Source organism: Nocardia vinacea NBRC 16497, assembly GCF_000308835.1.
Taxonomy (GTDB): domain Bacteria; phylum Actinomycetota; class Actinomycetes; order Mycobacteriales; family Mycobacteriaceae; genus Nocardia; species Nocardia vinacea.
The window spans coordinates 86,337-99,696 of sequence record NZ_BAGN01000015.1 but is presented as its reverse complement, the minus strand read 5'-3'; the positions used below and the strand labels follow the sequence as shown (position 1 = coordinate 99,696).

General features: G+C 65.6%; 11 protein-coding genes. 6 read left to right on the top strand and 5 right to left on the bottom strand.

The window, feature by feature from the left end; all coding sequences use genetic code 11:
• Positions 1 to 41 precede the first annotated feature (41 nt).
• Entirely contained in the window at positions 42 to 4,067 is a 4,026-nt protein-coding gene (locus tag ON44_RS02410) for a Pls/PosA family non-ribosomal peptide synthetase (protein ID WP_051181367.1), read from the top strand.
• Entirely contained in the window at positions 4,067 to 5,410 is a 1,344-nt protein-coding gene (locus ON44_RS02405; protein WP_085998465.1) for a M1 family metallopeptidase, read from the top strand. The genes ON44_RS02410 and ON44_RS02405 overlap by 1 nt, the downstream gene beginning before the upstream one ends.
• 7 nt (positions 5,411 to 5,417) lie before the next feature.
• Here the strand turns inward: ON44_RS02405 and ON44_RS02400 are convergent, their stop codons facing one another.
• Genes ON44_RS02400 through ON44_RS02390 form a run of 3 tightly spaced genes read right to left on the bottom strand, consistent with a single transcriptional unit; the run spans position 5,418 to position 6,523 of the window.
• Positions 5,418 to 5,606, bottom strand: coding sequence for a hypothetical protein (locus ON44_RS02400; RefSeq protein ID WP_040686099.1), 189 nt, complete (start codon positions 5,604 to 5,606; stop codon positions 5,418 to 5,420).
• A gap of 23 nt (positions 5,607 to 5,629) precedes the next feature.
• On the bottom strand, positions 5,630 to 6,088 hold the full coding sequence (locus ON44_RS02395; RefSeq protein WP_051181365.1) for a DUF2752 domain-containing protein: 459 nt from the start codon (positions 6,086 to 6,088) through the stop codon (positions 5,630 to 5,632).
• A 57-nt stretch (positions 6,089 to 6,145) separates the two neighbouring features.
• Positions 6,146 to 6,523 (bottom strand): glyoxalase superfamily protein, encoded by a 378-nt coding sequence (locus ON44_RS02390; RefSeq protein ID WP_040686133.1) that lies wholly within the window; start codon positions 6,521 to 6,523, stop codon positions 6,146 to 6,148.
• A gap of 77 nt (positions 6,524 to 6,600) precedes the next feature.
• Between ON44_RS02390 and ON44_RS02385 the strand changes: the two genes are divergently transcribed.
• The 3 genes from ON44_RS02385 (at position 6,601) to trpS (ending at position 9,502) form a co-directional block, all read left to right on the top strand.
• Positions 6,601 to 6,870: a hypothetical protein gene (locus ON44_RS02385; RefSeq protein ID WP_040686098.1), complete on the top strand. Its 270-nt coding sequence runs from the start codon at positions 6,601 to 6,603 to the stop codon at positions 6,868 to 6,870.
• Between the two features lie 308 nt (positions 6,871 to 7,178).
• The gene (locus ON44_RS02380; RefSeq protein WP_040686097.1) at positions 7,179 to 8,234 is read left to right on the top strand and encodes an alpha/beta fold hydrolase; all 1,056 of its coding nucleotides are present in this window, start codon (positions 7,179 to 7,181) and stop codon (positions 8,232 to 8,234) included.
• A gap of 227 nt (positions 8,235 to 8,461) precedes the next feature.
• Entirely contained in the window at positions 8,462 to 9,502 is a 1,041-nt protein-coding gene (trpS, locus tag ON44_RS02375) for a tryptophan--tRNA ligase (RefSeq protein ID WP_040686096.1), read from the top strand.
• On the opposite strand, the gene ON44_RS02370 is transcribed toward trpS, so the two are convergent.
• Both ON44_RS02370 and ON44_RS02365 read right to left on the bottom strand, forming a co-directional pair.
• Positions 9,492 to 10,310, bottom strand: coding sequence for an alpha/beta fold hydrolase (locus ON44_RS02370; RefSeq protein WP_040686095.1), 819 nt, complete (start codon positions 10,308 to 10,310; stop codon positions 9,492 to 9,494). The two genes, trpS and ON44_RS02370, sit on opposite strands and share 11 nt — an antisense overlap.
• A 5-nt stretch (positions 10,311 to 10,315) precedes the next feature.
• Positions 10,316 to 11,713, bottom strand: a complete 1,398-nt coding sequence (locus ON44_RS02365) for an FAD-binding oxidoreductase (protein WP_040686094.1) — start codon at positions 11,711 to 11,713, stop codon at positions 10,316 to 10,318.
• A 321-nt stretch (positions 11,714 to 12,034) separates the two neighbouring features.
• On the opposite strand from ON44_RS02365, the gene ON44_RS02360 reads away from it, so the two are divergent.
• Positions 12,035 to 13,027 (top strand): alpha/beta hydrolase, encoded by a 993-nt coding sequence (locus tag ON44_RS02360; protein ID WP_040686132.1) that lies wholly within the window; start codon positions 12,035 to 12,037, stop codon positions 13,025 to 13,027.
• The last annotated feature ends 333 nt before the right edge of the window (positions 13,028 to 13,360 follow it).

Sequence of the window (13,360 nt, the reverse complement as noted above, 5' to 3'; positions counted from 1 at the left end):
AGGAAGCGCTAGGCAGGTCTATGAGAGGTGGGCAGGACGTGATGCTGCGGCCGCAGGTCGACGCCACGGCGGGGATAGACCCGACCGACGGGCTCCGCACGCCTGAACCCTTGCTACGCGCCGCACTCGCGCCGCAGGCCAGGACCCTTGTCGACATCCTGAACAGCACCGCGGAAGCCCACCCGGAGGCGCCCGCGATCGATGACGGTCGCGTGGTGCTCAGCTACACCGAATTGCTGGCCGAGATCGATGCCGGAGTCATGCGCTTGACCGCGGCGGGTGTACGTCCCGGCGACCGCGTCGGCGTGCGCATGCCGTCCGGCACACATGAGCTTTACGTCACTATTCTGGCCATTCTTTATGCCGGTGCGGCCTACGTTCCGGTAGACGCCGACGATCCGGACGAGCGCGCCCGGCTGGTCTTCGGCGAGGCCCGCGTCACCGCGATCGTGACCGCAGCAGGCGTCGAACCGACGGCCGTCGAACGGCCCGAGTCCGCCGACGCCTCGACCGTTCGCCCCACCCCCGGCGACGACGCGTGGATCATTTTCACCTCCGGATCCACCGGAACCCCGAAAGGCGTCGCGGTCACCCACCGCAATGCCGCCGCCTTCGTAGACGCGGAAGCGCGCCTGTTCCTGCCGGATGCCCCGATCGGTCCGGACGACCGGGTTCTCGCCGGACTCTCGGTCGCCTTCGACGCCTCCTGTGAGGAAATGTGGCTCGCCTGGCGCAACGGCGCCTGCCTGGTGCCCGCGCCGCGCGCGCTGGTCCGCACCGGCGCGGATCTCGGTCCCTGGCTGGTCCGCCGCGAAATCAGCATCGTCTCAACGGTTCCCACACTCGCCGCGACCTGGCCCGCCGAGGCGCTCGACCCGGTCCGGCTACTGATCTTCGGCGGTGAAGCGGTGCCGCCCGAGCTGGCCGAACGCCTCGCCGGAAAATCCGCGACGCGCGCGAAGAGCCGCGAAGAGGTAGCCGACCACGCAGCACCCGGCGAAAGCCCCGAATCGGATACCGATTCCGAGCGCGAGGTCTGGAATACCTACGGCCCCACCGAAGCAACGGTGGTCGCGTGCGCGGCACTGCTGGACGGCGACGTCCCGGTCCGCATCGGACTCCCGCTGGACGGCTGGGATCTGGCCGTCGTCGATGCCGCCGGAAATCCGGTGGACGAGGGCGAATCCGGTGAACTCGTGATCGGCGGCGTCGGCCTGGCCCGCTACCTCGACCCCGCCAAGGACGCCGAAAAGTACGCTCCGCTACCGTCACTCGGCTGGGACCGTGCCTACCGCAGCGGCGATCTGGTCCGCAAGGACAGCGCGGGGCTGGTATTCCTCGGCCGCGCCGACGATCAGATCAAACTCGGCGGCCGCCGCATCGAACTCGGCGAACTCGACAACGCCCTGCAGCACCTACCCGGCGTCACCGGTGCCGCGGCCGCGATCCGAACCACCAAGGCGGGCAATAAGATCCTGGTCGGCTACCTGACCGGCACCGCACCCGATTTCGACCTCGGGGCCGCCAGAGCCCAACTCGCCGAACAACTTCCGGCCCCGCTGGTCCCCCGGCTCGCCATCGTCGCCGACCTGCCCACCCGCACCTCGGGCAAGGTCGATCGCGACGCCCTGCCGTGGCCGCTGCCGAACACCGCCGAACCCGACACCGCGACCGATGATCTCACCGAAACCGAGCAATGGATTGCCGGACTGTGGGATTCGATCCTCGGCGCCCAGGTCACCGGTCCGGAAACCGATTTCTTCGATCTCGGTGGTGGCTCGCTATCGGCGGCGCAACTGGTCACCGCACTGCGCGAACGTCATCCGCGCATCACCGTCGCCGATCTCTACGACCATCCACGCCTCGGCGCACTGGCCGAACTGCTCGACGAGACCGCGCCGAGCGCCGCCGTCGAGGAACGCATCGTGCGCCCCACGCCGCTGCGCGCCCAGTGGATCCAGGTGCTGGCCACCATCCCGCTGACAACCCTCACCGGGCTGCAGTGGCTCACCTGGTTGGCCATTGTCGGCAATATCGCGGGCTGGTCCGGCTCGTTGCCCTGGCTACCGCATCTGTCCTGGTGGTGGACGCTGGCCGCCTTTGTCCTGTTCATATCACCGCCCGGTCGCATGGTGATCTGCGCGACCGGCGCTCGGATTCTGCTGCGCGGCGTGCGGCCCGGCAGTTATGCGCGCGGCGGATCGGAGCACCTGCGACTATGGGCGGCAGTGCGGCTCTCGGAGGCCAGCGGCGCCGAGAGTCTCTCCGGCGCACCGTGGATGGCGCCGTTCGCACGGGCACTCGGCGCGAAGATCGGCACGGGCATCGATCTGCACACCTTGCCGCCGGTCACCGGAATGCTCGAACTCGGCGACGGATGCAGTGTGGAACCCGAGGTCGACCTGTCCGGTTATTGGATCGATGGCGATGTGGTGCATATCGGCCCGATCACCATCGGTGCGGGCGCGGTGGTCGGCGCGCGCTCGATCCTGTTGCCCGGCAGCAAAATCGGTAAGAATGCCGAGATAGCGGCCGGATCTTCGGTATCGGGCAAGGTGAAGGCCGAACAGGAGTGGGCGGGCTCACCCGCCGCGAAAGTCGGTAAGGCCCGGCATCGTTGGCCGGCCCACACTCCGGCGCGGGCCGCACATTGGGTCGCGATTTTCGGGGTGACCTCGATGGCATTGGCGGCCATGCCCATTCTCGGTCTGGCCACGGGCGGCGCATCCATCGCCTGGTTCATTCGCGACGCCCGCACACTCGCGGGTGCGCTCGGCAAGGGCTTCGCCATCCTCCCGGTCGCAACGCTGCTCAGCCTCGCCGTATACACGGTGGCAACAGTCATCGCGGTCCGGTTGCTCAGCATCGGACTGACCGAGGGCCATCATCCCGTCCGCAGCCGGGTCGGCTGGCAGGTATGGGCCACCGAGCGCCTACTGGATTCTGCGCGGACATTCTTGTTCCCGCTCTACGCAAGCCTGCTGACCCCGCTGTGGCTGCGCCTGCTCGGCGCGAAGGTCGGTAAGAGCGTCGAGGCGTCCACGGTGCTGCTGCTGCCGAAATTCACCACGGTCGCCGACGGGGCGTTCCTCGCCGACGACACCATGATCGCCAGCTACGAACTCGGCGGCGGCTGGCTGCACATCGGCGAGGCGAAGGTCGGCAAGCGCGCCTTCCTCGGCAATTCCGGTATGACCGCACCCGGTCGACGGGTGCCGAAAAACGGCCTGGTCGCTGTGCTTTCGGCCGCACCGTCCAAGGCCAAGGCAGGTTCCTCCTGGCTCGGCAGCCCACCGGTGCGTCTGCGGCGCGCCTCCGAAAGCGGTGATACCGAACGCACCTTCGATCCGCCGCTGCGGCTGAAGGTGTTCCGCGGCATAGTCGAGACCTGCCGACTCGTCCCGGTGCTCGTGACCTTCGCTATCGGCCTCGGTGTGCTTTTCACGCTGGCCTGGATCGCGGAATCGGCCGGATACCTGGTCGCCGGACTGCTCTGCGGTTTTGTCCTGATGGCCGCCGGTGCGATCGCGGGGGCCAGTGCGGTCACCGCGAAGTGGTTGCTGGTCGGGCGAATTCGCGCCGAGGAGCATCCGCTGTGGAGTTCGTTCGTGTGGCGCAACGAGGTTTCCGACACCTTCGTCGAAACCGTCGCCGCGCCGTGGTTCGCGCGCGCCGCGACCGGCACCCCCGTACTGAATCTGTGGCTTCGTGGACTCGGCGCGAAGATCGGACGCGGAGTATGGTGCGAGTCCTATTGGCTACCGGAGGCGGACCTGGTGACACTCGGTGACGGCGCGACCGTGGAACGCGGCTGTGTGGTGCAGACCCATCTCTTCCACGATCGAATCATGGCCATGGACACCGTGACCCTCGGCGCGGGCGCGACCCTCGGGCCGCACTGCGTCGCCCTGCCCGCCGCCGGCATCGGCGCGGGCGCGACCATCGGCCCCGCCTCGCTGGTCATGCGCGGTGACACCGTGCCGCCGTCGACCCGCTGGTGGGGCAATCCGATCGCGCCGTGGTCGAGTGCGGTGCCAAGCCTTAGCGAGGCCGGAGCAACCTCCTGATGGCGGCTAAGTACTACGAAGAACCCGTCGACGAATATCTACCGCAGAACGGAAATTGGGGCTACCGGGTATCGCGGTACGAGCTCGAGATCACTTATAAGGTCGCCAGTAATCGCATGGCAGGCCGAGCTCAGATCATCGCGGTGACCGAAGCCGTCCGTGACCGTTTCGCACTCGACCTGTCCCAGTCGCTCACCGTGTCCAAGGTGCTCGTCAACGGCACCAAGGCCGCGAAATACTCCCACCAGCACGGCAAGCTCGTTATCACGCCGCAGCACCGAATCCCGGCGGGTGGGGTGCTCGAGCTGGTCATCCAATACGCCGGACTGCCGAAGCCGGTGCGCGGGCCGTGGGGCGAGGTGGGCTGGGAGGAACTGACCGAGGGCGCGCTGGTGGCCAGCCAGCCCAACGGCGCCGCGTCCTGGTTCCCCTGCGACGACCACCCGAGTTCCAAAGCCAGCTACCGGATTTCGATCACCACCGACACCCCGTACTACGCGCTCGCCAACGGCACCTTGGTGCGCAAGCAGACCAAGGCCAGTCAGACCACCTGGGTCTACGAACAGTCCGAACCGATGTCGAGCTATCTGGCCACCATCCAGATCGGGCAGTACCGCAAACACCGCATCGGCAGTCCGCGCGGTTCGGTGCCGATGCAGGCCGTGCTCCCGCCGCGACTGCGCGCAAATTTCGAACACGACTTCGAGCGCCAGCCGCAGATGATGGAGCTGTTCGTCGAGAAGTTCGGTCCGTATCCGTTCGAGGGGTACACCGTCGTGATCACCGATGACGACCTCGAGATCCCGATCGAGGCCCAGGGCATCTCCGTCTTCGGCGCCAACCACTGCGACGGCCGCCGCGGCGCGGAACGCCTTGTCGCACACGAACTCGCGCACCAGTGGTTCGGCAACAGCCTCACCATCTGGCAGTGGCGTGACATCTGGCTACACGAAGGTTTCGCCTGTTACGCCGAATGGATCTGGTCCGAAGCCGCGGGCGGGCCCACCGCGGACCAATTGGCCCGCGCCGCCCGGCACAACCTGTCCCGTGAACCGCAGGACATCATCATCGGTGACCCCGGCCCGCGACGTATGTTCGACGACCGCGTGTACAAACGCGGCGCGCTCACCCTGCATACACTGCGCCTGGAACTCGGCGAACTCGCCTTCTGGGATCTGCTGCGCGAGTGGACGATCCGCTATCGGCACGGCTCGGTCACCACGGAGGAATTCACCGATCTGGCGGGCCACTACACTCTGGTGCCGCTGCGGCCGCTGTGGGATGCGTGGCTGCTCAGTGAGCCGCTGCCGCAACTGCCGCCCTCCGACACGCCATCGCGCTGAGGCGCGGTCAGAAGACCAAGTAGCGCGCGGCCAGTTCTTCGACCAACGGATCGTCGTCGGCGACGGTGTTCAGCACATCGAGATCTGACTCGACCGAGATCAGGCGCGGATCATCCTGTTCCGAGTCGGGCGTGCCGTCCTCGGCGAGCTGGCGCAATAGTTTCGCCCGCACGCGTTCCTTCAGCGAATCACTCATATACGAAGCCTGCCTGAAAACCGCTAGACCGGCGCGAGCCAGGTCCCCCACGGCGTATTTCGCAACACCGTATAGCCGATGAGCAGCGCGAAGAACACCCACATCGTGGTGCGGCCGATCCGAGGTAGTCGCATCCGCTCACCGCGCCAGGCACGGATCGACCAGTCACCGATCCACAGCACGAAGGCCAGCACTAGCGGCAGTACGAGCAGATTGCTGTGTATCGCATCGAGAATTCGGCCGTCGGTCAGATTGTGCATGCCCCGCATGCCTCCGCAGCCGGGGCAGTAGAGCCCCGTCAGCGCATAGACCGGGCAGATTCCATAGGAACCTTCGCTGTGCGGATCCCGGAAATGCAGCAGGACCGCGACTCCGACCCCGACGCCCGCCGCCACCAGCGGCCACCCCATGGCGCGTAGCCCGGTGCGCCTCGGCTGTTCCGCCACCGCCTCTTGGTGTGCGACCGGTACCGCATGACTCATCTCCACAAGCATCAACGGTAGCCGCGGCCGCCCCACACCCGCCACAGCTCGTGCCCACTACTCGGGTTGGGCGAACCGCAACGTATTGCCGAACGGATCGGCCAGTTCGAATCCCGGCCCGCCCGGCCCATCCTCCGGACACCCCGGCTTTGCATACCGATAGTCCTTGCCCGCCAGCTCGGCGTGCAGCGCCTTGATGTCGCCCACCGCGATCCACACCACCGATCCGGGAGTGCCGTCACCGTGATGCTCGCTCAAATGCACCCTCGCCGACGACCGCGACACCTGCGCATACAACGGAAAGTTCGCACCGAACCGGTGTTCCCAGTCCACTGTGAATCCCAGATAGTCGCGGTAGAACTCGTACGCCTTGGCAGTATCGAATATGCGCAGCACCGGAATCGGCGCCGCCAATCGGACCGCATCGGAAGCCATGGGCGAAATCATCGCAGCAGCTACCGACATGATCGATTCGGTCCGGCATTTCCGCAGCTAGAGTAGAATTTCGCGGCGTGGACGCCGCTGGTGTTACCCGGCTCGACGGATTCGGGGGCAGCGCGGCTCGCAAGCTCGAATTCGGGCATGTGGGCCACTGGTACGCACCCCCGGACAGCGATTTCTCCGGCTCGGTCGCGGTCGAAATAGACCCCGGAGACGGCTCATCCGTGGTCGTTTTCGTGCGCGCCCCCAACCGTCGCGACATCCCCGGCGATTTCCATCCGGACGACCAGGTCTGCCTGGTGATGCCCGAGGATATCGTCGACTTCCTGACCCCCAGCTGACCTCCAACCACCCCTTGTCGGGATCCGCCCCCAGAACCGGGCTGATCTCGAGAACGGGTGCGGGATTGTGGGGTGAGACAGGGAGATCGAGGGCAAGACAGGGTGGGCGGCGGGGTAACGGCCGGCTCGGGCAGGGGCGATATCCAGGAAAAGAGCTCGTGCTCGATATTTCTTCCGGTAGGACTATTCGGCCGACCTATTTTCGGGTATCCATCCGATAGAGCCAGGATTCCGCCACTGGGAGCGCTAGCAGTAGCAAGCACTCAGCTTGCACTGTACTGTGGCGGCAGACACAAAGGAGTGCTCGAATGCTGGTCAAGTCGATGAGGACGCTGGCGGAAGTGCGCGGAGACGAACCGTTGACCGCCGCCTACCGTGCTGGACTACGGTCGCGGACATACCGGACCACGTCGCTCAACAAGCCCGCCGCCACACCCGAGATCATCCCGGTCACCACCGGGGACGGGGCCAAGCTCAGGGTCCATGCATACGGTCCCGCCGATGGCGATGTCATCGTCTTGATCCACGGCTGGAGCTGCTGCATCGAGTACTGGAATCCGCAGATCAATGCCTTCGCCGACCGCTACCGTGTCCTCGCCTACGATCAGCGCGGCCACGGCGAGAGCACCCTCGGCAGCACCGGCCCGGGCGCGGAGACACTGGCCGACGACCTCGAAGCAGTGCTCGAGGCCGCTCTCCCGCTCGGCAAGCGCGCCGTCCTCGTCGGCCACAGCATGGGCGGAATCACCCTGCAGGCGTGGGCATCTCGCTATCCGGATCAGGTCACTCGGCGCGCCGCCGCGGTCGTCATGGCCAATACCGCGGCCAGCGATATCCGCTACGAAACCGATCTGCTGCCGCTGTTCAACAAGCCGCTCATGGTGGCCAAGCGCCCGGTGACCATACTCGGCGCCAGCGTCCGCGTCCCGCTCGTCATCGCCGAAACCGCACTGGCCGCGCCGATTCCGCTGCCGGGCGGCTGGCCGGTCAGCGCGGTATTCAAAGCCCGGGTGATGTCCAAGCCCGCCACCCGTGACGAGGTGGACTTCGCACTCGGCATCATCCGCTCGTGTCGCCCGCTCACCCGCGGTCTACACGCCGCCGCTCTCGCCGGTCTGGACCTGGGTGATGCCGCGAAGCACCTGACGGTGCCGACCACGGTCATCGCGGGCGCCGAAGACCACCTGCTGCCCGAGCGCATGTCCCGCCCGATCGTCGAGGCCCTGTCGAAGGCGGGTCACCTCGCCGACTACCAGGTCTGGCCCACCGGCCACCTCGGAAATATCGAGGCCGCGGACCGCTTCAACACCCTGCTCGCGGACGTAGTCCAGCGCGCCGACCCACTCAGGGCCGCCGCGGGCTGACCCGAACCTCTGCTGGGGCTGGTCAACGGCGCCCGGCCCCAGCAGAAAATTCCTGGAATACCGCTCGTCACCGTTGTTATCGTGGACCGGTGATCACCATTCGACGGACATGGCGTCGGCTGCCCCAGCAGCCCTGAGCAACCATGTCCACGGGCTGTACGCAGCCCGTGAATGTTCCTGCGCGGAACGAGGTTTCGTACGGCCCTCGATCGTCCAGGAGCCCCACGTTGAATTCCTACTCCGCCACCCGCGACCGCAGTGACGAACTCACCGCCGCCGTCGCCGCGAATCCGACCCGGTACCGCGTCCTCACCGGCGAACGGCCGACCGGCCCACTGCATCTCGGCCACTACTTCGGGACGATCTCCGAACGAGTCCGGCTGCACGACCTCGGCGTCGATACCTTCGTCATACTCGCCGACTACCAGGTCATCACCGACCGCGACGGCATCGGCCCCGTCCGCGACAACGTCTACAACGCGGTACTCGACTACCTCGCCGCAGGCATCGACCCGACCCGCGCGACGATCTTCACCCATTCGGCCGTCGCCGCGCTCAACCAGCTCATGCTGCCGTTCCTGAGCCTGGTCACCGAGGCCGAACTACACCGCAACCCGACGGTCAAGGCCGAACACGCCGTGGCCGGGCGCGCATTGAGCGGCTTAATGCTGACCTACCCGGTCCATCAGGCCGCCGACATCCTGTTCTGCAAGGGAAATCTGGTCCCGGTCGGCAAGGACAATCTGCCGCACATCGAATTGACCAGAGTGATCGCCCGCCGCTTCAACGAACGCTATGGCCACACTTTCCCGGAACCACGACCTCTGCTGACCGCGACCCCCGAAATTCCCGGCCTCGACGGCCGAAAGATGTCGAAAAGCTACGGCAATGCGATCGCCCTCTCGAGTACCGCCGACCAAACCGCCGCCCTCATCCGCCGCACCCGGACCGACGCCCACCGCACCATCACCTTCGACCCCGAACACCGCCCCGGCGTTTCCGCCCTATTGACCACCGCCGCCCTCTGCACCGGCATCGACGAGCAAACCCTCGCCAACGAAATCGGCAGTGCCGGAGCCGGAGCCCTCAAAAAGTTCACCGCCGACGCGGTCAACGACTACTTCGCCGCCCACCGCCGACGACGCGCAGACCTCGCCCGCGACCCGGAATTCGTGCGCACGGTCCTCCGCGCCGGAAACGAAAGCGCCAACGAAATCGCGAACCGCACCCTCGACGAGGTGCGGGGCGCGATGGGAACTACTTACTGATCGGATGTTGTCGCAGGAAATGGCGGACCACGGCGTCGAACGCCTTCGGCGCCTCGAGGTTGCAGCAGTGGCCGACACCGGGAATCACGACCAACTGCGAGCCGGGGATATTCGCGTGCAATCCCTCGGCGATGCGCAGCGGCGCTCGCTCGTCGAGCTCGCCGTTGAGGATCAGTGTGGGGACGGCGATGGTGGGTAGCACGCCGCGCAGGTCGGCCTCCGCAAATGCCGAAAGTATCGCGACCATACCGCTCGGCCGCGAATCGGACATGATCGCCAGCATCTCGTCGATCCACTCCCGGGGAATCGGCGTGGCGAAAAATGTCGGCAGATAGGACTCGGCCCACTCGGCCGGTGGCCGCTGGGTCTCCTCCCGTATCCGCCGCACCCGCTCGTCGACCACATCCGCCGGCAACGATCCCGCCCATCCGGCGTACGCACCGACCAGGATCAACGAGCGCGGCACAGCAGGGTGGCGGTGATACAACTCGATGGCCAGGCCGCCACCGAACGACAGCCCGAGCACATGTGGATGTTCGATCCCGAGTCCCCGAATCAATCCCGCCAGTGTGTCGGCGTAGTAACCGAGACGCACACCTTCCGGCGGATCGTCGGACCTGCCGCACCCGGGCGCATCCCACGCAATGACCGTGTACTCATCGGCAAGCGACTCCAACTGCAGCCGCCACGATCGGCTGTCCTCCCATCCGCCATGGAGCAACACCAGCGGTGGACCGGCACCCACCATCCGGTAGGCGATCGACCGCCCATCGACCTCGATCCGAGCTGAATCGGCCGCAACCTTCATCGGGATCAGCTCGGCTTGATATTGGCGTTGCGGTGGAAAACATTCTCGGGGTCGTACTCGGTCTTGATATCGGCCAGCTTCGCGTATTTGGCGGGTCCATAGGATGCGCGGACCCGGTCCTCGCCCGCCTCCGCCATGAAGTTGACGTACCCACCCTGGTTGGAGGCGAAGGGGCACAGCGCTTCCCAGGTCGAGCGCACCCACGCCCTGTCGGCGGCCAATATCTCGGCGTCGGGGGCGGCGGCTTCGATATTGCATACGTAATGTGCCGAGCGCGCGCCGCCGAATGCGGTGTCGTCCTCCCCTACGGCCGTGAAGGCGCCATCGAGTGTGAAGATCGGCATGAACGAGAGCGGCGATGTCTTCCTCCCGGCCTGCTCGGTCAGAATCGCGATCACGTCATCGGAGAAGTCGTCGAGATCGAGCGCCTTCTCATATCCGTGAATGCCCCACGGCGCCGCCACATCGAGCATCGACTGCAATCCGGTAAAGGGTATCGGGGCAATGAATTCGAAGAGCGGGGCGAGCGCATCGCGGATCGGGGCCACCATCTCGGCATGCTCCTCGGCGGTACCGTAACCGGCGACGATAAGGGCGTGGCCCGGTACGAAGTGGTACTGCTCCGGTACGAACGGTTCCGGCGGCGCGGATAGTCCGACGCAGACCAGTACTCCCGACCTGGGCGGCATCGTCGGGATGAACTCACGAATCAGATGTAGCGCGGCATCCCCATCCGTCAGTGGCCAGAAGATGATCCCGACGTGCACTTCGGGCCCGATCTGACGGGTGCGATATTCGAATTCGGTGACGATTCCGAAGTTTCCGCCACCACCACGCAACGCCCAGAACAGGTCCGGATGCTCGCTATCGGACGCCCGCACGATCCGGCTATCGGCAAGGACGACCTGCGCCGAGACGAGATTGTCGATCGACAGTCCGGCTACGCGGGTCAGCCAACCTATGCCACCCCCCAGGGTGAGGCCCCCCACGCCGGTATCGCTGATCACGCCGCCGGGCACGGCCAGTCCGTACGCCTGGGTCGCGGCGTCCATATCCGCCATCGTCGCGCCGCCGCCGACCCGGGCTGTCCCGTCCGCCGGGTCCACGACCACGCGACTCATCACGCCGAGATTGATCATCAGGCCGCCGTCGCCGACCGCCGTGCCGCTGTAAGCGTGGGCACCGCCGCGCACCGCTACCTCGAGGTCGTTTTCCCTGGCGAAAGCCAAGGCCGCGGCCACGTCCTCGACGGACAGGCACTGGGCGATCACTGCGGGCCGCCGGTCGATGGCCCCGTTCCAGATGGAGCGGGCATGGTCATAACCCGCGTCGTCAGGAGCGAATACCGGCCCGCCGATCGCGGATCGCAGTGCTCTGAAGTCGAAACTCATTGTTTGGGTCATGGCATTTCTCCAGCCACCGGTCCCCGACCACTCGTGGAAGAGCGGGTCACGCTGTCCGCGTCGCCGACTCTTGCTGCGGCACCGACACGTAGGTGGTGCTATCCGAATGCCACGCACACAACCAGCCCATCCGGGTGATGTGGCGCGCTTGACATATTAACGCCGGTGCACCGCGGCCGTACCTGGTTTCGGTCCGGTGCCGACCTACCGGCGACGTGTCGGTGCGGCACCGGCCGGAATCTTGGTGCTAAAAGCTTGGGTATGGACAGGGGTGTGATCGAAGGAGTACATAGATCGGTAGTCGGCATCGCGTTGGTGGGGATGCTGGTCGGGACGACACTCGGTGCGCCGTCGGCGTTTGCCGAGGTCACCACATCCGCGCAGATTTCTACGGATACGGCGTCGGACGACGGCTCGCACATAACCGACGTCGAGTACATCGACGATCGATATATCCGACTTCAGGTCTATTCCGCGGCGATGGACGCTGAATTTCCGGTGGAGATCCAGCGGGCCGCGGATGACTCGGTTCCCCGGCCGACGCTATATCTATTGAACGGTGCGGGCGGCGGTGAGGACGACGCATCGTGGCAGGCCCAGAGCGACGCGCGGCAGTTCATGTCGGATAAAAATGTCAACCTGGTCCAGCCGATCGGCGGCAGGTTCAGTTACTACACCGACTGGCTCGAGGACGATCCGGTACTGGGTCGCAATAAATGGAAGACCTACCTGACCGATGAATTGCCCCCGCTGATCAATGCCGCACTCGGCACCAACGGAGTCAACGCGATCGCGGGAATTTCCGCTTCCACCGCCACGGTGTTGGCATTGCCCATTGCCAGACCCGATCTCTACCGGGCGGCTGCCGCATATAGCGGCTGCGCGCAGACGAGCGATCCGATCGGTTCCAGGTTCCTGAAGCTCGTGATCGCCTGGGGTGGCGGAAACGCCGATAACATGTGGGGCCCGGTCGGCTCGCCCGAATGGATGGAAAACGATCCGTACCTGCACGCCGATAAATTGCGCGGTATCGATCTCTATCTTTCGTCAGGCAATGGCCTGCCCGGAAAATATGACACGCTGAACGGGGCGCATGCCGAACCCGGTCTCGATGGACTGACGAATCAAGTTGTACTCGGTGGCGCGATCGAGGCAGCAGCCAATTACTGCATGAAGAATCTGCAGGCGAAGCTGATATCGCTCGGTATTCCGGCGACGTACAACTTCGACGAGGGCACGCACTCGTGGGGTTATTGGGAAGACGAATTGAAGCGGTCGTGGCCGGTCCTTGCGCACGGACTCGGCTTGACATAGTGCATTGAAAACCGAACGCGGGGCGGTGCCCTTTCGACGTCGGCCCCGCGTTCGTATTGGCTAGACGATGGCGAAAATTAGACCGAGCAATGCGCCAATGACCGGTCCGAGAACGCTTCCAAGACCCAGCAACAGCACGGTGTGTCCTCCTATTTTCGGCGGTGTGGCGATGGACCGGTGAGATCATCCCAAGCGGTGCATAGTCGGCAGTTCAACAGTCTCGGCGTGTCGGCAAGTTGTCCGGCGTAGTCATCGCGTTGACCAGGGAGGGCACCGACACGCTATGGGACCAAATAGTCCGATTTGTGACGCATGTGACATAGCGTCATCGAA